Annotated in this window: 20 protein-coding genes; 6 read left to right on the top strand and 14 right to left on the bottom strand. The window is 69.5% G+C overall.

Annotated features, from left to right (window positions below):
• Nucleotides 1-54: 54 nt before the first annotated feature.
• The 7 genes from LX16_RS09320 to LX16_RS09290 form a co-directional block, all read right to left on the bottom strand.
• The gene (locus tag LX16_RS09320; RefSeq protein ID WP_147136089.1) at nucleotides 55-1,092 is read right to left on the bottom strand and encodes an ABC transporter ATP-binding protein; all 1,038 of its coding nucleotides are present in this window, start codon (nucleotides 1,090-1,092) and stop codon (nucleotides 55-57) included.
• A complete protein-coding gene (locus LX16_RS09315; RefSeq protein WP_147136086.1) occupies nucleotides 1,089-2,057 on the bottom strand; it encodes an ABC transporter permease in 969 nt (322 codons plus the stop codon). The genes LX16_RS09320 and LX16_RS09315 overlap by 4 nt, the downstream gene beginning before the upstream one ends.
• Before the next feature lie 33 nt (nucleotides 2,058-2,090).
• Nucleotides 2,091-3,071, bottom strand: coding sequence for an ABC transporter permease (locus LX16_RS09310; protein ID WP_147136083.1), 981 nt, complete (start codon nucleotides 3,069-3,071; stop codon nucleotides 2,091-2,093).
• On the bottom strand, nucleotides 3,068-4,090 hold the full coding sequence (locus LX16_RS09305; protein ID WP_147136080.1) for an ABC transporter ATP-binding protein: 1,023 nt from the start codon (nucleotides 4,088-4,090) through the stop codon (nucleotides 3,068-3,070). Before LX16_RS09305 ends, LX16_RS09310 begins: the two co-directional genes overlap by 4 nt.
• Nucleotides 4,091-4,270: 180 nt before the next feature.
• The gene (locus LX16_RS09300; protein WP_147136077.1) at nucleotides 4,271-5,917 is read right to left on the bottom strand and encodes an ABC transporter substrate-binding protein; all 1,647 of its coding nucleotides are present in this window, start codon (nucleotides 5,915-5,917) and stop codon (nucleotides 4,271-4,273) included.
• A 58-nt stretch (nucleotides 5,918-5,975) separates the two neighbouring features.
• Nucleotides 5,976-8,444, bottom strand: coding sequence for a beta-glucosidase family protein (locus LX16_RS09295; protein ID WP_244615739.1), 2,469 nt, complete (start codon nucleotides 8,442-8,444; stop codon nucleotides 5,976-5,978).
• Nucleotides 8,445-8,686: 242 nt separating this feature from the next.
• Nucleotides 8,687-9,889 (bottom strand): glycoside hydrolase family 64 protein, encoded by a 1,203-nt coding sequence (locus LX16_RS09290; protein ID WP_147136075.1) that lies wholly within the window; start codon nucleotides 9,887-9,889, stop codon nucleotides 8,687-8,689.
• A gap of 167 nt (nucleotides 9,890-10,056) precedes the next feature.
• On the opposite strand from LX16_RS09290, the gene pdxT reads away from it, so the two are divergent.
• Together pdxT and LX16_RS09280 are read left to right on the top strand one after the other, a co-directional pair.
• On the top strand, nucleotides 10,057-10,653 hold the full coding sequence (pdxT, locus tag LX16_RS09285) for a pyridoxal 5'-phosphate synthase glutaminase subunit PdxT (protein WP_147136072.1): 597 nt from the start codon (nucleotides 10,057-10,059) through the stop codon (nucleotides 10,651-10,653).
• 30 nt (nucleotides 10,654-10,683) lie between these two features.
• Nucleotides 10,684-11,439 carry a YebC/PmpR family DNA-binding transcriptional regulator gene (locus tag LX16_RS09280; protein WP_147136069.1) on the top strand — a complete coding sequence of 252 codons (756 nt, stop codon included), beginning with the start codon at nucleotides 10,684-10,686 and terminating at the stop codon, nucleotides 11,437-11,439.
• Nucleotides 11,440-11,497: 58 nt separating this feature from the next.
• On the opposite strand, the gene LX16_RS09275 is transcribed toward LX16_RS09280, so the two are convergent.
• The 4 genes from LX16_RS09275 to folE all read right to left on the bottom strand — a co-directional run bounded on the left by LX16_RS09275 (nucleotide 11,498) and on the right by folE (nucleotide 15,661).
• On the bottom strand, nucleotides 11,498-12,508 hold the full coding sequence (locus tag LX16_RS09275) for an aldo/keto reductase (RefSeq protein ID WP_147136065.1): 1,011 nt from the start codon (nucleotides 12,506-12,508) through the stop codon (nucleotides 11,498-11,500).
• A gap of 107 nt (nucleotides 12,509-12,615) precedes the next feature.
• Entirely contained in the window at nucleotides 12,616-13,542 is a 927-nt protein-coding gene (locus LX16_RS09270; protein WP_147136061.1) for an aminoglycoside phosphotransferase family protein, read from the bottom strand.
• 216 nt (nucleotides 13,543-13,758) lie between these two features.
• Nucleotides 13,759-15,003, bottom strand: a complete 1,245-nt coding sequence (locus LX16_RS09265; RefSeq protein WP_147136058.1) for an NAD(P)/FAD-dependent oxidoreductase — start codon at nucleotides 15,001-15,003, stop codon at nucleotides 13,759-13,761.
• 19 nt (nucleotides 15,004-15,022) lie between these two features.
• Nucleotides 15,023-15,661: a GTP cyclohydrolase I FolE gene (gene folE, locus LX16_RS09260; protein WP_147136055.1), complete on the bottom strand. Its 639-nt coding sequence runs from the start codon at nucleotides 15,659-15,661 to the stop codon at nucleotides 15,023-15,025.
• Nucleotides 15,662-15,832: 171 nt separating this feature from the next.
• On the opposite strand from folE, the gene LX16_RS09255 reads away from it, so the two are divergent.
• Together LX16_RS09255 and LX16_RS09250 are read left to right on the top strand one after the other, a co-directional pair.
• Entirely contained in the window at nucleotides 15,833-16,525 is a 693-nt protein-coding gene (locus LX16_RS09255) for a helix-turn-helix transcriptional regulator (RefSeq protein ID WP_211354363.1), read from the top strand.
• A 67-nt stretch (nucleotides 16,526-16,592) separates the two neighbouring features.
• On the top strand, nucleotides 16,593-17,627 hold the full coding sequence (locus LX16_RS09250; protein WP_211354362.1) for a hypothetical protein: 1,035 nt from the start codon (nucleotides 16,593-16,595) through the stop codon (nucleotides 17,625-17,627).
• A 19-nt stretch (nucleotides 17,628-17,646) separates the two neighbouring features.
• Here the strand turns inward: LX16_RS09250 and LX16_RS09245 are convergent, their stop codons facing one another.
• Nucleotides 17,647-17,859 carry an SCO4848 family membrane protein gene (locus tag LX16_RS09245; protein ID WP_147136048.1) on the bottom strand — a complete coding sequence of 71 codons (213 nt, stop codon included), beginning with the start codon at nucleotides 17,857-17,859 and terminating at the stop codon, nucleotides 17,647-17,649.
• Nucleotides 17,860-17,863: 4 nt separating this feature from the next.
• Nucleotides 17,864-19,147, bottom strand: a complete 1,284-nt coding sequence (locus LX16_RS09240; protein ID WP_244615738.1) for a L,D-transpeptidase — start codon at nucleotides 19,145-19,147, stop codon at nucleotides 17,864-17,866.
• A gap of 228 nt (nucleotides 19,148-19,375) precedes the next feature.
• Between LX16_RS09240 and LX16_RS09235 the strand changes: the two genes are divergently transcribed.
• Entirely contained in the window at nucleotides 19,376-22,390 is a 3,015-nt protein-coding gene (locus LX16_RS09235) for an NACHT domain-containing protein (RefSeq protein ID WP_147136042.1), read from the top strand.
• Nucleotides 22,391-22,465: 75 nt separating this feature from the next.
• Nucleotides 22,466-23,260 carry a DUF1206 domain-containing protein gene (locus tag LX16_RS09230; RefSeq protein WP_170283848.1) on the top strand — a complete coding sequence of 265 codons (795 nt, stop codon included), beginning with the start codon at nucleotides 22,466-22,468 and terminating at the stop codon, nucleotides 23,258-23,260.
• A 102-nt stretch (nucleotides 23,261-23,362) separates the two neighbouring features.
• Here the strand turns inward: LX16_RS09230 and LX16_RS09225 are convergent, their stop codons facing one another.
• Nucleotides 23,363-25,618, bottom strand: coding sequence for a terpene synthase family protein (locus LX16_RS09225; protein WP_211354361.1), 2,256 nt, complete (start codon nucleotides 25,616-25,618; stop codon nucleotides 23,363-23,365).
• Nucleotides 25,619-25,748 lie beyond the last annotated feature (130 nt).

Here is a 25,748-nt window from a genome sequence, read left to right as displayed (position 1 = left end):
ATCGGTAAGTAAGTCGGATGTGAACCGGGGTACGTCCATACTCCCGGACGGTGCTCACATCACCGTGAGCGAGGGTGGGATGGCCGCCGCCTCCCGCTCGTGTTGGAAACACGCCACCCGCCGGTGCGGCTCCCGGTCCGCGAACGCCGTGGCGGTCAGGGCCGGCCGTTCGTCGCGGCACCGGTCCAGCGCCACCCGGCAACGGGGTGCGAACGTGCAACCGCGCGGGAGCGACATCAGGTCCGGTGGGGCGCCCGGGATGCCGCCCAGCTCCTGCCGCGGCCCGTGCAGCGGCGGGAACGAGTGCAACAGCCCGTCGGTGTAGGGATGCCGCGGCGTCCGGTACATCTGGGAGGCGGTGGCGTCCTCGACGATCTCACCGGCGTACATGACCGCGATCCGGTCGGCCAGCTCGATCAGCAGCGACACGTCGTGGGTGATGAACACGACCGAGAAGCCCAGCCGGGTCCGCAGGTCCGCGAGCTGCTGGAGGATCTGACGCTGCATCACCACGTCGAGCGCCGTCGTCGGTTCGTCCATTATGACCAGTTGTGGCTCCAGGGCGAGCGCCATCGCGATCATCACCCGCTGCCGCATCCCGCCCGACAACTGGTGCGGGTAACTGCGAAGGCGGTCCGCCGGGATCCCGACCATGTCCAGCAACTCGGCGGCACGGTCGCGGCGCTGCCGCGCCGACTGCTCCGGCCGGTGCGCGGAGATGGCGTCGGTGAGCTGACGACCGATCCGGTACACCGGGTTGAGCGAGTTCATGGCGCCCTGGAACACGATCGCGGTGTCCTCCCACCGGGTGGCACGCAACTCGTCGTCGGTGGCGGTCAACAGGTCGTAGCGCCGATCGTCCCGGGTGCTGGTGAACACCACCTCTCCGCCGGTGATGATCCCCGGTGGCGGCAGCAGGCGGGTGGCCGCGTACGCCAACGTCGACTTGCCGCAGCCGCTCTCGCCGGCCAGCCCCAACACCTCACCGGCGTGCAACGTGAGGTTCACGTCGCGGAGCACCCGGACGGCGTCGGCGTCGTACCCGTACTCGACGCTCAGGTTGCGGATCTCCAGAACCGGTTCGCCGGTCATGACTGCTCCTTTCCGGTGCCGCGGTAGACCGGGGTGAAACCGACCCTGGCCCGGATCCGCCGGGCACGCAGGATCTTGGCGTTCTTCCCGGTCGTCCGCAGGCGGGGGTTGACGAACTCGTCGATGCCGAAGTTGATGAGGGTCAACGCGGTGCCCACCGCCGCGATGCACAGTCCGGCGGGTACGAACCACCACCAGGCGCCCAGGGCGAGCGCCTGGTTGCTCTGCGCCCAGAACAGGATGGTCCCCCAGTTCCACTCGCTGATGTTGGTGACGCCCATGAACGCGAGGGTGATCTCGGAGAGGATGGCGAAGATGACCGTCCCGATGAAACCGGAGGCGATCACGGCCGTCAGGTTCGGCAGGATCTCGAAGACGATGATGCGCCACGTCGACTCGCCGTTGGCGCGGGCCGCCTCGATGAAGTCGCGTCGCCGCAGGGACAGGGTCTGGGCGCGCAACACCCTGGCGCCCCACGCCCAGCCGGTCAGCGCGATGATGAGGGCCACGGTCAGCCCACCGGCGTCGGGCAGCAGGCCCGCCACGATGATGATCAGTGGAAGCGCCGGGATGACGAGGAAGATGTTCGACAACAACGACAACCCCTCGTCCCCGATGCCGCCGAGGAAGCCGGCGGTGACGCCGACCAGTACCGACAGCACGGCGGCGAGCAGGCCCGCCAGCAGGCCCACGAACAGCACGCCGCGGGTCCCCACCAGGATCTGGGAGAGGATGTCCTGGCCCAACAGGGTCGTTCCCAGCCAGTGGTCGGCCGACGGCGGTTGGAGTCCCACCTCGGAGGGCAGCGACGGATCGTACGGTGCGATCAGGTCGCCGATCAGGGCGAGCACGGTGAAGAAACCCAGGATGACCAGTCCGATGACGGTCTTGCGGTTGCGGAAGAACAACAGGTTCCCGGTCAGGCCGCGTCGCCGGCGGGTCGAGCCCGCGGTGGGTTCGGTCACGACTGCGGGAGCTTGGGCGGGTGTCACCACGGGTCAGCCCTCCTGCCGGGTGCGCGGGTCGAGTACGGCGTAGGCGATGTCGGCCAGCATGTTGGCGACCAACACCGACAGCGTGATGATGAGGAAGAACCCCTGCATGAGCGGGTAGTCCTTGGCGCCCACGGCCTGGAACAGCATGTATCCGATTCCGGGATAGGTGAACACCATCTCGGTCACCAGGGTGCCGCCGACGATGAAACCCAGTGACAGGGCGAAACCGGAGACGTTCGGCAGGACGGCGTTGCGGGCCGCGTATCCGATCATCACCCGCCGTTCCGGCAGGCCCTTCGCGTGCGCCACCGTCACGTAGTCCTCCGAGGACACCGTCACCATCATGTTCCGCATCCCCAGGATCCACCCGGCCACCGAACTGATGACGATCGTGAACGCGGGCAGCAGGCCGTGGTAGATCGCCGACCCGATGAACTCCGGTGTGGCCGAGGGGATCAGGCCGGGGTCGAAGCCGCCCGAGGCGGGGAAGATCGGCCACGCCACCGCGAACACCGCGATGGCGATCAATCCGATCCAGAAGTACGGGATGGCCGACAGGAAGTTCGTCACCGGGAGCAGTCCGTCGGCCCAGGTTCCGCGCCGCCAACCCACCCACACGCCCAGCATGGTGCCGAGTACGAAGCTCAGGATCGTCGACAGTCCGACGAGCGCCAGCGTCCAGGGGAGACTCTGCTCGATGATGTCGACCACCGGGGTCGGGAAGTACGCGAACGACAGTCCCAGGTTGCCCGACAACAGGTTGCCCCAGTAGTCGAGGTACTGCTGCCAGAGGCTCTTCTGCTCGTCGAGCCCGAACAGGATGTACAGGGACTCGGTGGCCTCGACGCTGATCCGGCCCTGGAAACGGGCGATGAGCGAACGCACCGGGTCGCCCGGGAGCATCCGGGGTATGAGGAAGTTCAACGTGATGGCCGCCCACGCGGTGAGCAGGTAGAACGCCGCGCGGCGAAGCAGGTATCTCACCGTGGGACCTCCTCGTTCCCGCCGGCCGGTGCGAACAGCCAGCAGGCGGCCTCCTGCGTCCCCGACACCGGGAACGACGGCGGTGACTCGGTCGCGCAGCGGGCGGTCGCCCTGGGACAGCGGGGCTGGAAGCGACAGCCCGGAGGGGGATCGATCAGGCTCGGCGGCTCCCCCTTGGCGCCGTTGGTCTCCGGCGCGGCGGCGAGGTTGTCGGGGTCGGGCGCCGAGGCGATGAGCAGCCTCGTGTAGGGGTGCGCGGGTCGTTGCGTGACGGTCTCCGAGTCGCCCCGTTCCACGACCTGGCCGGCGTACATCACGATCGTCTCGTCGGAGAAGTAGCGTGCCGAGGCGATGTCGTGCGTGATGTACAGGATCGCCAGGTTCATGTCGTTCTTCAGTTCCGACAGGAGGTTGAGGACTCCGAGGCGGATCGAGACGTCCAACATGGACACCGGTTCGTCGGCCAGCAGCACCTCCGGGGTGGCGCCCAGGGCGCGTGCGATCGACACCCGCTGGCGTTGGCCGCCCGACAACTCGTGGGGGAACTTGTCGAGGAACCGGTCGGGTTGCAGGTGGACCTTGGTCAGCAGGTCGGTGAGCCCCTGTTCCAGTGCCTCGCCCTTGATGCCGGGGTGGTGGATCTTCAGCGACCGGGTCAACACGTATCGCACGGTGTGGATCGGGTTGAGCGAGGCGAACGGGTCCTGCAGGATGAGCTGTACCCGGCGGGCGTAGGCGCGGAAACGCCTGCCTGCCCGTACCTTCACCGGCCGGCCGTGCAGTCGTACCTCACCGGACGTCGCCGGATGGAGTTGCGCCAGGAGTCGCGCGACGGTCGACTTGCCCGAACCGGACTCGCCGACCAGGGCCACGACCCGGCCGCGGCGCAGTGCGAGGTCGACCCCGTCCACGGCGTGGAGGCGGCGGCGTCCCCGGTGGAGACGGAAGTGTTTCGACAGCGCGTGGGCGGCCAGCACCACGTCGGACTGATCGGAGGATGCGAGTTCGGTGGTCGCCATGTGGTACCTGCCAGATGCGGTGGGAACGATGGGGGGAGCGCCGGTGGGCCGCCGCTACGCGGCTTGGTTGGCCGTACGACCATCGACATGCCTCGAATAGGCCCCGATGTCCGATTTTTCGGCGTCGTATGACCAACCAAGCCGGGCGTATGACCAACCAAGCGCGCGGGGGAGGGCGGGTCAGGCGGGTTTGAGGTTCATGACGATCTGCGAGGCGCTCGGCTGGGTCGGTTGCGGCATCGCGTACGGGTCCTCCTCACTGGGCCAGCCGGTCCAGTGCCGCGTCGAGTACTCGGCGCCGATCGGTCCCGCGACCAGGGGGATCACCGGCACCTCCTCGATCATGATCCGTTGCAGCGTCGCCATGCACTCGGCGCGCGTCTCGTCGTCGGTGGCGGAGGCGTAGTCCCGCAACGCCTGCGTCGCCTCCTCGCTCTCGAACCGGCCGAAGTTCCAGTTGGCGATCTCGCCGAGCTCCTTGTAGTACGCCATGTCCATGCAGTTGGCGAAGATCTCGTAGGGCGTGACGCCCGTGGCGGTCCAGTGCAGCATGGCGTCGAAGTCGCCGGTCGCCTTGGCGTCGTTCCACACGTCGAACTCCGGAGCCTCCACGGTGGCCTCGATGCCCAGCGCCGACAGGTTGTCGGCGATGATCGCCAGCGACGCCAGGTAGTCCGACCAGCCGGTCGGGTCCTGCATCACGAAGGTGACGGGCTCACCGTCGGGGTCGAGGAGCGCGCCGTCGGCGTCCCAGGTGTAGTCGGCCTCCTCCAGGATGCGTTTCGCCTCGTCCAGATCGACCTGGTGGGTCGCGTCCTGGAACTCGGGCGCGATGAACGCGTCACCGGCGGGCCGCGGGATGCCGGTCAGGTTGTCGACCAGCGGGTAGAGTCCCGACTCACCGATCTCGTGGACCATGACGCGGTCGATGGCGAGGTTCACCGCCCGGCGCAGCGCCACGTTGTCGAACGGCTTGCGGGTGTGGTTGAGCCACAGGGCGTGGATGCCCAGACCCGACGGGAACCACAGGTGGAAGTGTTCGGGGTCCTTGTCGATGAAGATCTTCTGGAAGTCGGGGATGAACACGTAGGACCACTGGCAGTCGCCGTTGGCCAGTGCGGTGGTCTGCGCGTTGTTGTCGTTGTAGGACGTGTACCGGATCTCCGGTACCGGCGGCTCACCGCCCCAGTACTTGTCGTTGGGCACCACGGTCACGACCTGCGTGGTCCAGCTCTTGAGCGTGTACGGACCGGAACCGATCGGGTTGAGGTTGATGTCGGTGGCGGGGTCGTCCATGGCGCTCCACACGTGCTGCGGCAGCACCATGGTGCCCAGGACCTTGCCCTGGTTGATGAACTGGGACTCCGAGAACGTCACCGTGACCACGTCACCGGCCGCCGTCACCGACTCGAACGGGAGCGCCTCGCCGTTGAGTGCGGGGTTGTCCTTCATCAGGTTGAAGGTGAAGGCGACGTCGTCGGCGGTCAGGTCCTCGTCGTCGGACCACTTGACACCGGTCCGGATCGTCAGGTCGACGGCGGTGTAGTCCTCGTTCCAGGCCCACTCCGTCGACAACCACGGGGTCGGGTCGGAGTCGGGGGCGATCAGGTTGACCTGCGCGAGCGGTTCGTAGATGAGCCAGCGGTATCCCAGTTTGTTGCCCGCCGAGTCCGGCATGAACGGGTTGTGGTTCTCGGTCAGTGCGCCGTTGGGCATTCCCACGGTCAGCACGCGTGCCGAACCGCTTCCGCCGTCGCCGCCGCAGGCGGCCAGCACACCGGCGGCGCCGACACCGCCGATCGCCGTGAAGAGGGTGCGTCGTTTCATGAGGGGGTCTCCTTGCAGAGCAAAGGGGTGGGGGCGGTAGGAGGGTGTGGCTGGCGGTTCAGCCGCCGGCCGGCGAGGAGACGTCTTCTCGCGTGATGCGGCCGGCCCAACGGATGTCTTCAATAGACCGTCCGACGTGTAGCGTGTATTCGCCCGGCGGCGTGCGCCAGTCCCGGGACGGCGGATCCCACACCTGGAACGCCCGCCGCGGCACGGTCACGACCGCCCGCGCGGACTCGCCCGGGGCGGCGTCGACGACGGCGAACCCGGCGAGCCATCGCACCGGCCGCTCGGGGCCGTCGCCGTGGTGTTCCAGGTAGACCTGTACGGTCTCGTGGCCGGGCCGTCTCCCGCTGTTGGTGACGGACACGGTGACCGTCACCTCGTCCCCGTCGGCGACCTCGGCCTCGTCGTAGCTCCAGTCGGTCCAGCCGAGGCCGTGCCCGAACGGCACCGCGGGCCGCAGTCCCGCCCGCAGGTACCCGCGGTATCCGATGTGGATTCCCTCGTGGTATTCGACGACGCCGTCCACCGGGACGGCGTGCGGGACCGGAACCTGTTCGGCGGTGGCGGGGAGCGTCCACGGCAGCCGGCCCGAGGGCTCGGTCCGTCCGAACAGGACGTCGGCGAGCGAGTGGCCGCACTCCTGTCCGGGGAACCAGGTCCACAGCACCGTCGCGGCCTCATCCAGCCAGGGCAACAGGACGGGAGAGCCGGCGTTGACGACGACCACGGTCGCCGGATTGGCGCGGCAGACCTGCCGGACCAGCTCGTCCTGCCTGCCGGGCAGCGCGAGGTCGGTACGGTCGAATCCCTCCGATTCGACCTCGCTGTTGGTGCCGACGACGACGATCGCCAGATCGGCCCGCGCCGCGGCGGCGACGGCCTCGGCTATCTCGTCGTCCACACCGGGGCCCGGGAGCCGGTGGCGCAGGACGGCCCGCACGAACCGGCCGTATCCCCATGCCTCGATGATCTGGAGGTCGGCCTCCACCGTCAGCTCGCGGGGTTCGGTGACGTGCACGTCGGCGCCGTGGGACGGCGGGGCGTTGACACTGGAGTCCAGGACCACGTCGTGTCCGGCGAGGTGATCACCCGAGGCGACCTCTCTGCCGTCGAACCGCAACCGGAAGGTGCCGACGGTGCCGATGCCGAGTCGGTGGACGCCGGTCTCGGGGAGCCGGACCACCGCGCGCAGTCGCGCGGCGACCGGCGCCGGACCGAGATCGCGGAGCCAGCCGCCGGCCGGCATCGGGACGGTGTCGATCACGCCGCCGTGACCGTCGAGCAGATCGATCGAGACCTCCCCGACGACACGTTCCACCGCCAGGTCGGGTTCGTGCGGGCGGGCGTAGCCGCCGCGGTGCACCGAGATCTCGGCGTGGGGGAGCGCGGCCCGTAGCCCGGCCTCGGGGGTGACGACGTGGTCGGGGTTGACGTGTGCGCTTCCGCCGCCTTGGAAGAAGGTGTCCACCGCGTTGGGACCGATGAGCGCGACCCTCGACAGCGACGCCGGGGCACAGGGCAGCCGCCGCGCGGCGTCCTTCAGCACGACGGTGGACCGGGCGCCGATCCTGCGCAGCAGGTCCTCGGTGTGCGCGGCGGGTCCGCCGTCACGCACCGGACCGAAACCGCCGACGCGGTGCGCCAACCGGAGCAGCCGGCGGACCTTGGCGTCGATCACCTTCTCGGCGACCTCGCCCCGGTTGACGGCCTTGAGTAGCGCGGCCTCCCACGGCCCGCCGGGGCCGGGCATCACCAGGTCGAGACCGGCGTTCGCGGATTCGGCCGTGGAGTGGGCGGCGGTCCAGTCGCTGACCACGACGCCGTCGAAGCCCCATTCGGTCTTGAGCAGTTCGGTGAGCAGCCAGTGGTTCTGGGTCGCGCTGGCGGTCTCGGCGTCGGTCTCCAGTCCGTTGTAGGCGGCCATGACCGTCCATACGCCGGTATCGCGGACCAGCTTCTCGAAGGGTGCGAGGTAGACCTCGCGCAGGGCGCGTTCGTCGATCCGCGCGGTGTACTCGGTGCGGGCGGTCTCGGAGTCGTTGGCGACGAAGTGCTTGGCGCAGGCGGCGACGCCGTTTCGCTGGATCGCGGCCACCAGGGCGTGGGCGATGTCGGCCGTGAGCAGCGGATCCTCCGAGAAGCACTCGAAGTGGCGGCCCCCGACCGGGGTGCGTTGGAGGTTGACGACCGGCGCCAGCACCACGTCGACACCGTGCCGCACCGCCTCGGCGGCGAACAGGTCGCCCAACTCGTCGGCGAGCCGCACGTCCCAGGTGGCCGACAGCGCGGACGGCGAGGGGAAGGAGGCGCCGGTCTCGGCGGGGTCGTCGGTGACGCCGCGGATACCGGCGGGGCCGTCGCCCAGTGCCAGGGAGCGCAGGCCGACACCCTCCGCCGGGTGCAGCCGCCACGGGCCCCGGCCGGTCAGCAGTCCGATCTTCTCCTCCAGGGAGAGGGCGGCGAGCCGCCTCTCGACGTCGGCCTCGTCGGGTGTGTGTGGGGGGTTCACATCGGGGGTCACGGCGGCCCTCCTGGAGGACGGGAGTAACACGGGTCACATGTGAGGCCGATCGTAGCAAGCTTACTGACAAGTCAGTAAGTCTCGAATGTTTCGATTGGGTTGCGAAACGCCGCGCGGAAATCGGGAGAAACGCCCAATGACGCCGATATGTACACCGTGGATCGCCGGGACGGCCGTGTCAAGGGCGTCACGGGAATCGGGTGGGTCCGCGCGGCGAAGCGGACTCCGCCGCGCGGACCGGTTCAGCCGGCGTGCACCGTGAAGCGTCGCGGATTCCCGTCGTGGGCGGCACCGGACTGGTCCGGCTGCCCGTCGGGGCGGACGTCGTCGTAGGGGAAGGCGTAGCCGATCGGTGCGTGGGCGTGGACCGCCCGCGCCCAGTGGTTGGTCACCTGGTGCCCGTAGTAGTCGGCGGCGGTGGCGCCGTTCGGTTGGTCGGGGACGGAGTGGATCGTGGAGCGGTTGAACGCCGCCGCCAGCCTCGCGAGGATCCCCTTCTTGGGATCGGGGTCGGACGGGTTGTTGGTGAACGGCCCGTGGTTACAGGTGAAGACGTCCTTGGAGGAGGGCCTGCCGAACCGGTGACCGCCGTTGAACTCCAGGACGTCACCCACGACGCGACCGGTGTAGACACCGCCGCCTCCCTGGACGTCCACCCGCAGATCATTGCCGCGATAGTGGTTCCAGACCTGGTCGACGTAGCCCTCCCAGTAACCCCGGAACGGCATGTTCGGCTGGTCGAAGTGCGGCGCCATGAGGTTCTGCGGCGAGATGATCCGCAGTACCTGCCCGCCGTCGCGGATGATCAGGTCGTCCCACGGTTGCCCGTCGCGACCGGCCTGGGCCGCCAGCTCGTCGGCGATGCGCCCGACCGCGCCGTCGGGCAGGGCCGCGACGGTGTGCGTGCCGTCGCCGACCAGGGTGAGCCCGATCGGAAGTGCCGTCACCAGATCGACGTAGCTGATGTTCGCGAAGAGCTGCACGTCGTTGAACGTGAACTCGCAGAAGGACCAGGTCTTGGAGAAGTTGGGGTCCGCGGGGGTGGCGAAGGCGGGTTCGACCAGGGCGGGACCGGGGTTGACGTAGAACTGGAGGGTGTCGTCGCGGACGAAGTAGATCCGCGCGCCGAACATCCTCGGCAGCGTCAGGACGGTCGAGGAGCCGACCGGGATGGCGCAGTCGACCGGCAACGGTGTGAGCGGTGCCGGTGGTTCGGTGAGATGGTAGACGGAGCTGTCGGCGCGCAGCAGTACCCAGCGGCCGGTGCCGAACTCGCGACCGGTGACGTAGGCGCGGAGCGTGCCGCCGCTCCGGTTCTCCAGTGCGAGTTCGCAGGTCGCGGGGGCGGACGGATGCGGTGAGGTGGTGGCGGTGCCGGGCAGCCACCCCGGTGCGGTGAGCGCGCCGGCCGTCGCGGCGCGGAGGAGTGAGCGTCGAGAGAGCATCTAGACCTCCAAATATTTCGATATCTAATGGCGAAGATCGCCTCCGACTGAGGTCCAGGTCACGTTAACACACTTACTGACGAGTCAGTAAGCACTGGAGGGCGTAATTTCACCCGATGACGGCGCCGGAAATTCCGGCGGCATAGGCTCGATCAGAGGAGGACGCCATGCCGACCATCGGAGTGCTGGCGCTTCAGGGTGACACCGCCGAGCACCTGCGGGCGCTCGCCGACCTGTCGGTCACCGCCGTGCCGGTGCGGCGCCCGACCGAGCTCGAGAAGGTGGACGGCATCGTCATCCCCGGCGGGGAGTCCACCACGATCGGCAAGCTGCTGGACGCGTTCGAACTGTTCACACCTCTTCGGGAACGCATCGCCGCCGGCATGCCGGCCTACGGTTCGTGCGCCGGGATGATCATGCTCGCCAGCGAGGTGCTGGACGGCCGCCCCGACCAGCGGGTGCTCTCGGCCGTCGACATGACCGTGCGCCGCAACGCGTTCGGGCGGCAGGTCGACTCCTTCGAGACGGACGTCGTACTCGACGGTATTCCCGGCGGCCCCTTCCGCACCGTCTTCATCCGTGCCCCCTGGGCGGAGCGCGTCGGGCCCGGCGTCGAGGTGGTCGGCCGAATCAGCGGGGGAGCGGCGAACGGTAAGATCGTCGCGGTGCGCGCCGGATGCGTCATGGCGACCGCGTTTCATCCGGAGGTTACGGGAGACCTTCGGATTCACCGGGCCTTCGTCGAACTGGTGCGTCACGCGTAGTCCACCAGGTCACGACAAGAAAGAGGTCCGATGAGCGGCCACTCCAAATGGGCGACGACCAAGCACAAGAAGGCCGTCATCGACGCCAAACGCGGCAAGCTGTTCGCCAAGCTCATCAAGAACGTCGAGGTGGCCGCCCGGACGGGCGGTGGAGACCCGGAGGGCAACCCCACGCTCTACGACGCCATCCAGAAGGCGAAGAAGAGTTCGGTGCCGAACGACAACATCGATCGGGCGGTGAAGCGGGGATCCGGTGCGGAGGCCGGTGGCGCCGACTACCAGACCATCATGTACGAGGGTTACGCGCCCGGCGGAGTGGCGGTACTCATCGAATGCCTCACCGACAACCGCAACCGCGCCGCCGCGGAGGTCCGCACCGCGCTGACCCGCAACGGCGGACAGTTGGCCGACCCGGGCAGCGTGTCGTACATGTTCAGCCGCAAGGGTGTCGTGATCGTCCCCAAGAACGACGGGGTGACCGAGGACGACGTCCTCATGGCGGTGCTGGACGCGGGCGCCGAGGAGGTCAACGACATCGGTGACTCCTTCGAGGTGCTCAGCGAGGCCACCGACCTGGTCGCCGTCCGTACCGCCCTCCAGGAGGCCGGCAACGACTACGAGTCGGCCGAGGCCAGTTTCGTGCCGAGTGTCGAGGTGCCCTTGGACGAGGACGGCGCACGCAAGGTCCTGCGCCTGATCGACGCCCTGGAGGACTCCGACGACGTCCAGAACGTATGGGCGAACTTCGATGTGCCTGACGAGGTCATGGCCAAGATCGAGGGCTGACCGGCGTGCGGCCCCGGCCCGCGAGGGCCGGGGCGTCGGTGTCCGCCGGAGTCGCGGCTCAGCCGGGGTTGGCGGCGTAGAACTCCAGCAGGTTGAACGGGTACGGTTTCGGCTTGGCGCTGGCGGCGTCGAGTGTCGACATCTGCTCCGCCGACAGGGTCCATCCCGCCGCGCCGAGACTGCTCTCGGCGTGCGCGAGCGTGCGAGGGCCGATGATCGGCGCGGTGACGCCGGGCTTCTGGATCAGCCAGCGGGTGGCCACCTGCGGTACCGACCGCCCGGTCTCGGCCGCGACCGCCTCCAGGGCGTCGAGGACCTGCCAGGTGTGTGCGGTGTTGTACTGCTCCCAAGACATGTCGAAGGGGACGTCCGAGCTCTGCCGCACCCGTGCCGACTCCGGTGGCGCCTGCATTCCCCGGGTGAACCTGCCCGACAACCAGCCGGCCCGTAGCGGGCTCCACGGCATGACCCCCAGGCCCTCGGCCAGGCACACCTCCACCGAGTCCCACTCGATGTCACGGTCCAGCAGGTTGTACAGCGGTTGGAGTGCGACATAACGGTTCCAGCCGTGGTGCGTGGACAGGTCCACGGCCTTCTGCAGTTGCCAGCCGGCCAGGTTGCTGGCACCCAGATAGCGGACCTTCCCCGCCGTCACCAGGGTGTCGAGAGTGGATAGCGTCTCCTCCAGCGGGGTGTCCCGGCTGAACACGTGCGTGTAGTAGAGATCGATGTAGTCGGTGTCGAGGCGGCGGAGACTGTCCTCCACCGCGGACACGATGTGCTTACGGGACAGGCCGAGGCCGTTGGGGTGGTCGTGCATCCGGCCGAAGACCTTGGTCGCGACGACCATGCGGTCGCGGTCGCGGTTCTTCAGCCATCGGCCCAGCAGCGACTCGGACTCGCCGTCGTTGTACCGGTTGGCGGTGTCGATGAAGTTGCCCCCCGCCTCGACGAACCGGTCGAGGATCTCGAACGCCGTCTTCTCGTCGGTGTCGCCGCCGAAGTACATCGCGCCGAGGCACAGTTCGCTGACCCTCAGCCCTGTGCGGCCGATCCTGCGGTATTCCATGGTGAACTCCTGATCCGGTCGGTTACGACGTGGGTGAACCTAGCCGCTGGAGCGCACTCCAGCGCAAACGTGCGGGTCGCGGGTCTGAGTCGGTCACCGCCCACGTCTCACCGTCCACTCGGGATATCGGAGAGGATCGCGTCCAGGGTGTGGCCCGCCTCGGTGAACTCCGCCGCGTCCTCGGGGTCCGCGTAGGTGTTCGCGCAGGTGGTCAGGGCCTTCCACAGTGCCCAGCCCCTTCCCCGCGCCCAGGTGTCGTCGTCCACCGACAGCCGTTCCCGGAACACCCGTCGGCCCTCGGCGGTCAGCAGGGTCCAGGCGATCGCCAGGTCGCAGGAGGGGTCTCCCACACCGCAGGTGCCGAAGTCGATGACGGCCGCCAACCGACCGTCGTTCAGCAGCAGGTTCCCCTTGGCGACGTCGCCGTGGAACCAGCGGTCGATCCCGTCCCAGGGCGTGTCGAGTGCGTCCCGCCAGACGTCGCGAAGCCGGTCGACGTCGACGTGGCCGTCCAGTTCGGTGAGCGCACGCCGGGTCAACCCGTCGAAGGTGCGCAGTGTCCCGCCCCGGAACCAGTTGTGGACTCCCGGAGCCGGACCGTCCTCGGGCGAGACGGCCCACAGCGCGACCAGGAAGTCGGCGAGGTCGGCGGCGAACCCGACCGGGTCGGTGATCCGCTCCCGCGTGGCGGTCTCGCCGTCGAGCCACCGGTAGACCGACCAGGGGTACGGGTAGTCCTCGCCGGGCAGGCCCTTCGCCAGCGGGGTGGGAATCGGCAGGGGGAGCCGGGCGGCGAGGACGGGCAGCCACCGGTGCTCCTTCTCGACGGCCCGGGCGTACTCGGCCGCGCTGGGAAGCCGGACCGTCATGTCGGTGCCGAGGTGGAAGGTCCGGTTGTCCCAGCCTCCGGCGGCGACCGGTGTGACGGGGAGATCGGTCCACTGTGGGAACTGGTCGGCGATGAGGCGGCGCACCTGCGCGGCCTCGACGGTGATCCGCTCGGGGACGGGGCCGAGATCGGGTGTGTCGCTCAACGGGACCTCCGTGCCATCGAGGTGGTGACGGGGGCCGCGAAGGTGGTGCGGACGCCTCGGCGTGTCGGTGACGCCGTAACGGGTTCGGGTGGGTGCATGGCAACAGGTTCGCCGGAACGCGCCGGTCGGGCAACCGCTTTACCGGCCGTCGGCGCCAGCACGATCCGCGCTTCGGTGGAGGGCGTGGACGGTCCCCGTCCAGCCCCCGTCCGGTCGTCACCGTGCCGGTGCGGCCAGTTCCGCGAGCGGCACCGTGGGATCGGCCAGCCGCGCGGCGGTGACGGGGCCGCCGCCGCGCACCAACGCCCGGATCGGGTCGATTCCCTCGTCCCAGCGGTTGACGTGCATACCGGCGACCACCCTGTCACCGGAGAGCCAGAACGCCTGGAACGACTGGCCCGGTACGTCGCCGCGGGTCACCACCCGGTCGTATCCGCCGCGCGGGAACCACCCGGCGTACTCCATCCCGACGTCGTACTGGTCGGTGAAGAAGAAGGGGATGCGATCGAAGACCACCGGCTCGCCGAGCATCGCCCTCGCCGCGATCGTTCCGGCGTGCAGCGCGTTGTCCCAGTGTTCCACCCGGATCCGCCGACCGTAGTGCGGGTGGTGCGGATTGGCCACGTCGCCGGCGGCGAACACGTCCGGATCGCCGGTGCGCAGTGAGGCGTCGACGAGGACGCCGTCGTCCACGGCCAACCCCGCCTGTTCGGCCAGGTCCGTGTCGGGCCGTGCGCCGATTCCCACTATCACCGTGTCCGCGGCGATCTCGGCGCCGTCGTCGGCCACTACCGCGCGGACCCGGCCACCGTCTCCCAGGATGCGTTCCGCGCCGTGGCCCAGTCGCAGGTCCACGCCGTGTCGGCGGTGCAGGTCCGCGAAGTGGTCACCCATCTCGGCGCCGAGCGCCGCACCGAGCACGGTGGACGCGGGTTCCAGCACCGTGACCTCGCAGCCGAGCGTGCGTGCGGCGGCGGCGGTCTCCAGGCCGATCCAGCCCGCGCCGACGACGACCACCCGGCCGCCGGCCCGCAGTGCGGCCCGCAGCCGGTCGGAGTCGGTGAGGCGTCGTAGCCGGAACACCCCGTCCAGTTCGGCCCCCGGTACCGGCAGCGCACGTGGTGACGCGCCGGTGGTCAGCAGCAGCCTGCCGTACTCGACGTCCTCGCCGTCGTCGAGGCGCACGGTGTGTGCGTCGCGGTCCAGCCGCGTCGCCCGCCGCCCCAGTCGTAGCTCCACCGAGAACCGGGTGTACCAGTTCTCGTCGTGGACGAACAGGGCGGCGCGGTCGTCGTCGCCGAGCAGGTATCCCTTCGACAACCCCGGCCGCTCGTACGGCCGTTCGGCCTCGGCGCCGATCAGGACCACTCGGCCGGTGAAACCCTGTTCGCGCAGGGTTTCGGCGGCCTTGGCGCCGGCGAGCCCGGCACCCACGATCACGATCGGTCGGTCGATGTCCATGATTCCTCCTCCTACCCTCTCAGTGGCGAATGCCGGCGAGTGTGAAGAACTCCTGTCGCGACCGCGGGTCGTCGCGGAGTGTCCCCTCCAGCGCGGACGTGGCGGTCCGTGATCCCGCCGCTCTGACGCCGCGCAGCGCCATGCACATGTGTTCGGCCTCGATGACGACGCCGACGCCCTTGGGCGCGAGGTGCCGTTGCAGCCAGTCGGTCACCTGCTTCGTCAGTCGTTCCTGGACCTGGAGGTCACGGGCGAACCACTCCACGACCCTGGCCAGTTTCGACAGGCCGAGGATGCGTTCGCCGGGCAGGTAGCCGACGTGTGCCACGCCGTGGAACGGCAGGAGGTGGTGTTCGCACAGTGAGTGCACGGGGATGTCCCTGGCGATGACCAGTTCGTCGTAACCCTCCTCGTTCGGGAAGGTGGTGAGGTCGAACTCCCGCGGGGTGAGCAGTTCGGCGTATGCCTGGGCGACCCGGCGCGGGGTGTCGGCCAGGTGCGGTGAGGCCGGGTCGCGGCCCAAGGCGGCCAGTAGGTCGGCGATCGCCTTCTCGGCGCCGCGCAGGTCGATCTCGGGTCCTTCGTGGATCAGTCGCCGGTGGGTGGCGGTGGCCTCCGGTGGGGCCGTGGTGGGGGTGGTTGCCGTGGTGACGTTCATGGCGACACTCCATGGTCGGATGTGGGCGGCGGTCGGCTCGGTCGACCCGTCGCCGGGAGGGGCGCGTGCCGACGGTCTCCGTCGTGGTCGCGCGACCTCTTCTATGAACAAGAGATGTTAATGTTAGAACGACCGACCGCATTGAGTCAATAGAAGTTGGTTTTAGAATTCATGGCGGATGAAGCCCTCGTTTCCGCGGTCGCCGTCCTCGCGGAACCGACCAGACGCGCGCTCTACGATTTCGTGGCGCGCCAGACCTCGCCGGTGAGCCGGGACGAGGCGGCCGCCGCGGTGGGCGTGCCACGCAACACCGCCGCCTTCCATCTCGACCGGCTCGCCGACGAGGGGCTGCTCACCGTCGACCACGAACGCCGCACCGGCCGCAGCGGACCCGGGGCGGGCCGGCCCGCGAAGCTGTACCGGCGCTCCTCGCAGCAGATCACGGTGACCCTTCCCGAACGGAGATACGCGCTGATCGGTGAACTGCTCGCCGCCGCCGTCGAGGAGGCGGAGCGGACCGGTGAATCCGCCCGGGCCGTACTGGACCGGCGCGCCGAAGAACTCGGCAACCGGCTCGGACACGAGGCCCGCCGGGCGAGACCGGCCGGCTCCGGCGACGACCCCGTCGTGGCCGCGCTGGAGGACAACGGTTTCGAACCCCGCGTCGCCGGCGACTCCATCGTCCTGGGCAACTGCCCGTTCCACGACATGGCGCGGCGGCACCCGGCGCTGGTGTGCGGCATGAACCTCCGCCTGGTCGAGGGCATGCTCGACGGACTCGCCGTCTCGGGAGTCGGCGCCGCACTCGCACCCGGCCCCGACCGTTGTTGCGTACGCCTGGAACGCGCCGAACCCGCCGGATGACCCTCCGGCGATCGCCGTCGCGGATATTCACGTGAGGCGCGGCGCGGTCCGCGCCTACCATGGCGAGGTGATTCACGCCGCCGGGACCGACGGACCGCTCGGCCCGTCGCGAGAGCCCGACGGCCGACCGGTCGTGGTCGCCGGCGACGAATCCGGTTACGAGGGGGAGAAGCTGGTCGGCGGGACCACCGACGTCTTCGCCCACGGCACGGTCTCGCTGGCTCCGGCGGCCGCCGCCGTCGTCATGGCGGAACTGCGTGACCGGATCCGGTCACCCGCCACCGAGTACAAGGCCAACCACCTGCAACGCGAGAAGCACCGCTCGGTGCTGCTGTGGTTGCTCGGACCGACGGGGCCGTTGCTGGGCCACTCGCACGTGTGCCTCATCGACAAGGAGTTCCACCTGCTCGGCAAACTCACCGAGGCCGTCGTCGCCGACGACTTCCACGCCACGTCGCCGGGCCTGTACCGGAACCCGGCCACCGACCGGATCGCGCTCCGGTTGTACCGCCACGGTCGCACGGAACTACCCCCCGACTGGTGGGAGGCGTTCCTGCTGGCGGCCAACGACGTGATGCGCAGCAAGGAGCGACCCGACGGTACGACACCGGGTGACGTGTACGGCCACATGACCGGGTTGCTGGCGCACCGCGCGGCGGACGGCGAACTCGCCGACGCGCTGACGGCGGTGCGCATGACCGCCGCGCGGGCGGAGACCTTCCGGGAACGGCTGCGTGCCGAGTCACCGGCCTGGCCGCCACTGGACCCGCTGCTTCCCGCCATCGTGCAGGGGGCGATGTACTGGGGTGCCGGCGGCAGTCCCGTGGAGCTGTTCCACGACAGGCAGAACGCGTTGTCGCCGGAACGCATCCGCGCCCTGACCACGGCCGGAGGGCCACGGGCGGTGCGCCTGGTGGAGTCGTTCGTCGATCCCCGGATCCAGCTCGCCGACATCCTCGCGGGCGTGGCGCGCAAGATCGCCTCCGAGGAGCTGCGCGGCAACGCCGACGGCGAGCTCATCTCCCTGCTGCGACCCTATGTGGACCCGGCGTCGATCTGGGTGACGCACAGCGGCCTGCTGGACGTCCCGGCCGCCGAGTGAGCCCGGCGGGAACGCCCGGTCAGCGTCGGCGCCGTTCCGCAGCCCAGGCACGCCACACGATCGCCGCCACGACGACCGCCAGCACGATGTTGCCCCCGATGAGTACGCCGTGGACCACGTAGAACGCGGTCGGATGGCCCTCGGCGAGGTTGAAGGCCAGCATCGTCCACTCGAACACCATGAAGACGGCCAGGCCGGCGAGGAAGAGCGCGGCGGGTTTGGAGAGCTTCACCGTGTCAGTATCGTCGCACCCGCCCGCCGCCGCGACGCCGTGCCGGGTGCGGGTGCGCCGCGCCACGGACGTGTCGGACGTCGGGTAAGTCGGTGTCGGGTGACCCGGTACCCGCGTCGGCGTCGGCGTCGGCCCCCGGTCCTGCCAGGTAGCTCCCCTCCCGGAACTCCTCCCAGCTCAGGTCGAAGGCGGTGAAGCCGTCACCGTAGGGCAGCTCGGCCTCCGTGCCGGTGATGATCACCGGGTCCCCGACCCGGGCGAAGTCGAAGATCCACTCGGCGTTCCCCGCCGAGACGTTGACACAGCCGTGCGAGACGTTGCGGACGCCCTGGTCGGCCACCGACCACGGAGCCGAGTGGATGAACTGTCCGCTCCAGGTGAGCCGCTGTGCCCAGTCGACCGGTGTGCGGTAGCAGTCGTCACCGGAGACCCGGCCACCGCACTGCGCGGTCGTGTCGAACACGGTGTGCTCCAGCTTCTCCATCACGGTCATCGTCCCGGAGTAGGAGGGGGTGCTCGCCTTGCCGAGGCTGATGTCCATCGACTTGACCGCTTCGCCGTTCTCCTTGGCCACCATCACCTTGTCCTCGTTCGACACCTCGATGACCCTCGCCGTGTCGTCGAAGTGGATCTTCCTGGTGACGTCTCCTGCGCCGTAGCGGTCACCGCCCAGCGGCACGCCCTCCAACGCGGCCCGGACGGTGACGACGCTGCCCGGCTTCCAGAACGACTCCGGCCGGTACTCCAGGTGGCCTCCGGTGAACCAGTGCCACACACCCGGTTGGGGCGGGTCGCTGGTGACGAACAGCCGCCGCTCCACCTGGGCACGGTGTTTCTCCGGCACCTCGAAGTCGGGCGGGAAGTCGATCATCACGGGCATCGCGTGCCCGTACTCGTAGTCGGCGGTGTTCCACAGACTCGCCTCGACGCGGTCACGGGGCTCGGCCATCGTCGTGAACGAGGTCTCGGCGGTGACGACGCGGTGTTCCGCGTCGACGGCCGACGCGGTGGCGGTGTACCGGGTGCGGTACTCCAGTGGCGAGTCCGGCACCCACGCCGAGCCGTCGGCCCGCATCGCACCCGACACGGCGTCACCGTCCTCGTCGCGCAGGGTGACCTCTTCGACGCCGCCGTCGGTGACGGTGACACCCAGTTCGGTGCTGACCGGCATCCCCGTCTCGCCCGCCTCGGGCGTCAACGTCAGCCGTGCCACCGACTCCGCCGGCGGCACGATGGTGCCGTCCTCCCCGCCGGAGCATCCGGAGACGACGCCGGCGATCAGTGCCACGGCAACGAGACTGGTCCACAGACGGCTTCGTCGGCTCCTCATGCCCGAGAGCCTAGAGTCCGGATCGGACCGCGCGGAGCTGAAATGTGGACCTCACCAGGCACGACGCCCCACTCCGGCCCCGGCGGCCACACCGGCCACCACCGCGCGGCGTATCGAGGCGCCGACGAGGCGTGACAGCACCGGTTAGCATCTGAAAGGACCTGATTCGACCCGGATGAGGTGATCATGTCGAATTTGCCCGTTCCCCCTCCCAACCCGGCCTCACCCAGCGAGGTGATCGCGACCTCCCTGCTGGCGCTGTTGGCTTTAGCGCCTCCGGGGATCATCGCGACCCAGTTCTGGGACGCCATCGCCGCCAACCCGCTGGAGAGCGTCCTGGCGTTGGCGGCCTACTGGGCCGCCCTGGCGGTGCTGCGGTTCGTCGGCCGAGTCGGTGGCGACGTCGCCGACCGCTGGGTGCAGCGCATCGCCGACTCTGCGGACTCGGTGTTGAGCGCCGCGCTGCTCGGGCACCGCCGCACCTTCGTGAAACGAATCCGGCGGCACGCCCGCGAACTCGAACTGCACGGTCTCACCACACAGGGGCCGTTCGCGCTGTGGCTCCCGGAGGTCTATGTCGACGTCAGCCTCGATCCGCGCGCCACCTCCGTGGTGGCCGAGGGCCTGCACACCCGCTGGGAACCGGGGGAGCGCCGACCGCTGGCGCACTTCATCGAGGGCACCGACGCGAGGGTCTTCACCGTCGCGGGATACCCGGGAGCCGGCAAGACCTCACTGCTGCGCCACGCCGCGGCCACCGGGGCGCGTCGCGGTGTCCTGCGGCGCGGAAGGTTGCCGGTGCTGCTGACCCTGCGGGACCACGCGGAGGCCGTCGTGGACGCCGAGGAGCCGCCCGACGTCGCGGACCTGGTCGCCGGAACCGCCTGGTTGGCGGGCAGGGTTCCGGCCGCCTGGCTACGACGTCGCCTGGAGCGCGGCAACTGCCTCGTCCTGTGCGACGGGCTCGACGAGACCGGCGACGCCGAGGCGCGACGCAAGGTGGCCGACTGGTTGACCGATCAGATCGCACGGTACGAGGACAACGTGTACGTCGTGACGTCCCGTCCCCACGGATACGACGACAACGCGTTGCGCAACACGACGCGGCTGCACATCCGCGGTTTCACCTCGGACCAGATCGCGGCGTTCCTGCACCGGTGGTACCACGTGTCGGAGAGCCGCAGCACCGGCGAGACCGGTCAACAGGTCCGGGCGCGGGCGCACCGGGAGGCCGAGGCCCTGATGGAGCGGATGCGCCGTCGGCCCGCGCTGTACGACCTGGCGTCCAACCCCTTGCTGTTGACGATGATCGCCAACGTCCACCGGTACCGGGGCGCGCTCCCGGGGAGCCGCGCCGAGCTGTACCGCGAGATGTGCGAGATGCTGCTCTCCCGCCGCCGGGACGAGAAGGGCGTCGGGGACTCCACCCTGACCATCGGGCAGAAGGGCCTGCTGGCGCGAAGGCTGGCGATCATGATGATGGAGTCGCGGGTGAAGTCGCTGGCGACGCCGCTCGCGCTCCGGGTGCTGTCGGAGACGCTGCAACGCATCCCGGTCGAGGCGACCGCCGAGGAGTGCCTGGCCGACCTGGTCGAGGGCGGCACGCTGATCGTGCGGCGGGACGACCTCGTGGCGTTCCCGCACCTGACGTTCCAGGAGTACCTGGCGTCCACCGAGCTGGCCGACGGCCCCGCCGACGACGCGCTGTCCGCGCGCATCGACGACCCGTGGTGGCGGGAGACCATCCTGTTGTGGACCGAGGCGTCCGACGCCTCGACCGTCGTCGAGACGTGCCTGCGGTCGGGATCGGTGCACGCGCTCGCGTTGGCCTTCGAGTGCGCGAAGCGGCCCAGGGAACTCGACCCGCGGCTGCGTGCCCAGCTCGACGACCTGTTGAACGGGACTCCGCCCACCGACGACGACGGACGGGCGCTGGTGGCGGCGGTGCGCATCTCCCACGACCTGCACGAGACCGTGCGGTTGTCCGGGGACGTGGAACTGTGCGGTCGGCCGGTCGACGACGGTCTGTGGCGGCTGTTCCAGGCGGACATGAGCCGGGACGGACGCCGGCCCGCCGCCGACGCGCGTCCGGCCGCCGACCCGCTCGCCCCGGTCCACGGCGCCTGGGCCGGCGACGTCCGCAGGTTCGTCGCGTGGGTCAACTCCTTCTTCGACGACGGGACCGCCTACCGGCTCCCCACCTGGGCCGAACTCGCCGATCCGGCGGTGCGGCTGGTGCTCGACGCCGCGACCCGGCCGGTGTGGGGGACCGGGCCGCGCGGCGTGGACCTGTTCCTCGCACCCGGCGCGGCGGACCCGTTCCGGATCGGCGCCGACAGGTGGCGTGACGGGGTGCTGGCGGACCGCAGGGAACTCGGCGTGTTCCTCATGATCGCGCTGGCGTATCACCGCGGCGTCGCCTCCGACGGGGAGTTCACCGACCGCTTCGACCACACGGTCAACTTCACCCACGCCTACGGCTTCGCGCAGGCGTACGACGAATCCGACGACACCGAACCGCACGTGGCGGCGGCGTTGAGCTACGTCCTGGCCCGGCACAGGTTTCTGCGGCCGACGTCCACCGACCTGTGGCGCCGCGCCGCCGACTCCGACGTGGGCAGAGTCTCCGAGACGTCACTCGTGCGACTGCTCACCCGGATCGGCGCCGTCCCCGAACGTCTGGGGCGGGCCGAACTGCTGGCGATCCGGGCGTGGCTGCTGCTGACGGCACGGTGGTTGGAACAGCCGGACGTGGCGGGGGCCGCCGAGGCGAGTGACGGGTTCGACGACTTCCTCGCCTCGACAACGACCGCCGAAGCCGACCACCTGCATCCCGACGGTGTCCCGGCGGCCCTCCGCCGCGCGGAACGCATCGCCACCGCCGTGGCACGCGCCGATCCCACCGACACCATGTCGCCCATGGCGGTGCGGGTCATCCAGGAGGCAGCCGTGTTGACGGACCCCTTCCTGCGCCGCAGGGCCGGATACGACGAGACCGCGGCACGGTGCGCCGGGCTCGGGATGTACGCGGCCGCCGCGGCGATGGACCGACTCACCGGGACGGTTCCGGCGGAGTCGGCCGCACGGCTCGCCGAGGCCGCCTCGTCGCTGCGCGGTGCCGCTCGGGCACTGCTGGTGTTGCGATGCCGGGTGGCGGGGGAGTGGACGCCGGCCGACGTCGTGGTGCTGGCCCGCTCCTGAACGGTACCGGTTGCCGTGCCGTCGGCGCGGGTATGGACAGTCGGTGGCCCCATCACCCCCGAGGAGGCATCCGTGATGTCCCGTCTGTCTGGAACCGCCCGACGAGCCGCCGACCACCCGGCGTTGTCCCTGCTGGCGAAGGTGGGATTCGCCGCCAGAGGCGTCCTTTACGCGCTGTTGGGGATCCTGGCGATTCAGGTCGCCTTCGGTGGTGGCGGGAAGGAGGCCGACAAGAGCGGCGCGATCCACCTGGTCGCCGCCCAGCCGCTGGGTGAGGTACTGCTGTGGGTCATGGCGGTGGGCCTGGCGGGCCTCGCCGTCTGGCAGTTCGGTGAGGCGGTCTTCGGTGGCGGCCGGGCGCGCGACCGCGTCGAGTCCGGCGGGCGGTTCGTGGTGTATCTGCTGCTGGTGTTCTCGATCCTCGGCCTGCTGATCGGCGGTAAGAAAGCCGCCTCCACGGACTCGCAGTCGCGGGACGCCACTCGGGCGTTGTTCGAACTTCCCGGTGGTCCGTTCCTGGTCGGTGTCGTCGCGCTGGGCGTGATCGCCCTGGGCTGCTACTGGATGTATCAGGGCTGGACCCGTGAGTTCATGAAGGACATGCGGGTCACCACTCCCGAAGCCCGCAAGACCATCACCCGGTTGGGCGTGGCCGGACACGTGGCGCGCGGTGTGGTCGCGGTGGCGGCCGGCATCCTGATCGGCAGGGCCGCCGTCACCTACGATCCAGAGGAGGCCGTCGGAATCGACGGTGCGCTCAAGGCGTTGGCCGACACACCGGCCGGACCGGTGTCGCTGGTGGTCGTGGCCGTCGGCCTCGTCCTGTTCGCGGTGTACTGCTTCGCCGAGTCCCGTTGGCACCGGACGTGACCCGCAAAAGGCCCACGGCGACCGGTGCCGTGGGGCGCACGGAGACCCGTGCGCCCCACGGAGACCCGTGCGCCCCACGGAGACCCGTGCGCCCCACGGAGTTCACCGCACCATGGCGGCGGGCCGGCTCCGGCCCGCCATCGGGGTCCGTCGCGACAGGCCGGGGAAGCGTCCGGATCCCGGTCGCAGGTGATGGGCGGCCGACGTGCCGACCCCCACCGGGCCGTCCAGGACCGTCGGCATCCCCCGCTGCTCGTGCTCGTCGTAGCGCCCGCAGTCGCGGTGCCACCGCAGGATCGCCGCCATCCAGTTCTGGAGGTCGACGACGTACGCGTCGAGCACCCCGCGCGCCTCCGTGGAGAGGTCGAACTCCTCGTAGAGCTGGGGGAGTTCGGTGTCGATGATGTACTGGAACTGCCGCATCCGGGCGGTCATGAGGTCGTTGACCACGTTCACCGCCTCGGCGGGCGGGCAACCCAGGAACTCCTGTGTGACGAGGACTCCGTTGTGGATCTCGCCCTCGAACTGGATCTCCTTCTGGTACGAGAAGACGTCGTTTAGCAGGCACGCGTAGTCGGAGGCGGCGCTCTCCAACTCCTGGATCGGCCGGGACTCGTAGACGTCGTCGGGCACCAGCTGCCCGTGCTTGAGACGTGCCAGGCTCATCGTCAGGTCCGAGCCGAAGGTCTTGCGGCGCATCTCGACGTAGTCGATGGGGTCGGGTATCCGGTTCTGCATCTGATTGGACAGTTCCCAGATCCAGGACTCGATCATCACCTCGACCGCGTTACGGAACTCCCGGCGCGCCCGCATCGGCATCGGAGTCGCGGTCCGCAGCCACAGATCGGCCAATCCGGCCTCGATCGGGTTGGTGGCCGGCGGCATCTCGGTGAGTTCCACCGGCATGAACAGGCTCAGCCGCTTGTTCTGGGCGATGGCGGCGGGGATGTCGCCGGTCCGTCCGAACACGACGGGGTAGTAGTCGTCGCCGTAGGTGCCCCATGCGAGCCAGTCGGACGCCAGTTTCAACTCCTCGGCGGTGCCGTCGGGGTCGATTCCGGCCGCGCACAGTGCCAGGTCGAAGATCTCGGCCTGGTGTTCGGTCCAGATCCCCGGGCCGGGCAGGCCCTCGATCGCCTGGGTCATCCCCACGCGACGGATCCAGTCGACGTTGTGCTTCCGCGCCTCGGCCAGGTGCGGGTTGATCGGGTTGGGATACGGCAGGTAGAAGTCCGGAAGCCGTGTCTGCCCGACCTGTTGGAACGGCACGTTGGTGTGCCGCCGCGGACCCGACCACGCCTGGCGGGCCGCCGCCGTACCGAGGCCGCTGGGGCCGGGGTTCACACCGGGCGCCTTGTTCATGTACCGGCTGGAACGCATGTGCCACTCGTGGCCGCCCGACTGCCAGTCCTGCAGGCCCTTGGCGTAGGCGGCGACCGCGGCCTGCGCGTCGGGTGTCACCGCCCGATCGGCGAACAGCAACGGGATCTCGGTGAGGGCGGTGTTCTCGAACTGGTGCAGCCGTGACGTGAGCAGGTCGTTGACGAGTTCGGCCGACTCCTGGGTGGGGCGGCCGAGGAACCGTTCGAACACCAGGACCGCGTTGGCGTTCTCGCCTTCGTCCTGCACCTCACGTTGATAGGAGAACAGGTCGTTGCGCAGATGCACACCGTCGGAGAACGTGTCGCGCAGGACCTTGAGCGGACGGGTCGCGGCGAGGTCCGCCGGTACCTCGGCCCCCACGGCGTACTCGACGAGGTTGGCCGACCACGGGGCGCCGCCGACCTTGCGGCGCATGGCGATGTACTCGATCGGGTTGGCGACCCGGTCCTGGCTGATGTTCGCCAGTTCCCACAACGACTCCATCAACAGGTTGCGGGTGCTGACGGTGAACCGGCGCCGCCAGTCGTCCGACATGGCGGGGGCGGTGCGTTGCCACAGGTCCGCCAGCCCCAGTTCGACCGGGTTGGTGGGTTCCGGCATCGGCTCCCCGTTCAGCGGCATGAACATGTGCAGCCGGTCGAGGTAGGCCTTCGCGCCGTCGGTGTCCTTGGTGCGCTTGAACATCTCCAGGAAGTGGTCGTCGAAGAAGAACACCCAGACGTACCAGTCGGTGATGAGGTCGAGGGCGGGACCGTCGCAGTCGGGATGCGTGTAGGCGCAGAGCAGACCGTAGTCGTGTCGCTCCAGCTCGGCCTCGTCCCAGATGAGGCCCCCGTCGACGCGCGGCGCGTCGAGCATTCCCATGTCGCGCGCCCATGTCCGGGTGTGCTGCCGGGCGGTTTCGAGATTGGGGTTCAACCGGGCGGGATACGGCATGTAGAACACCGGAAGGTTGAACGGCTGCTTCGTGGACATCCGACTCCTCATATCGCGTGATTGCGGGCATCACCCTACGTCATCAAGGATCCACGCTCGGCTATCGACATGCGCGTGGCGGCATGCCCGCCGTGGCAACCGTTCTCGGGGTGGATCGGGGTGCCGGTTC

The organism is Stackebrandtia albiflava (assembly GCF_007994225.1).
Classification (GTDB): domain Bacteria; phylum Actinomycetota; class Actinomycetes; order Mycobacteriales; family Micromonosporaceae; genus Stackebrandtia; species Stackebrandtia albiflava.
Note: the sequence above shows the minus strand (reverse complement) of the source record. Positions and strands in the feature narration are given on the sequence as shown.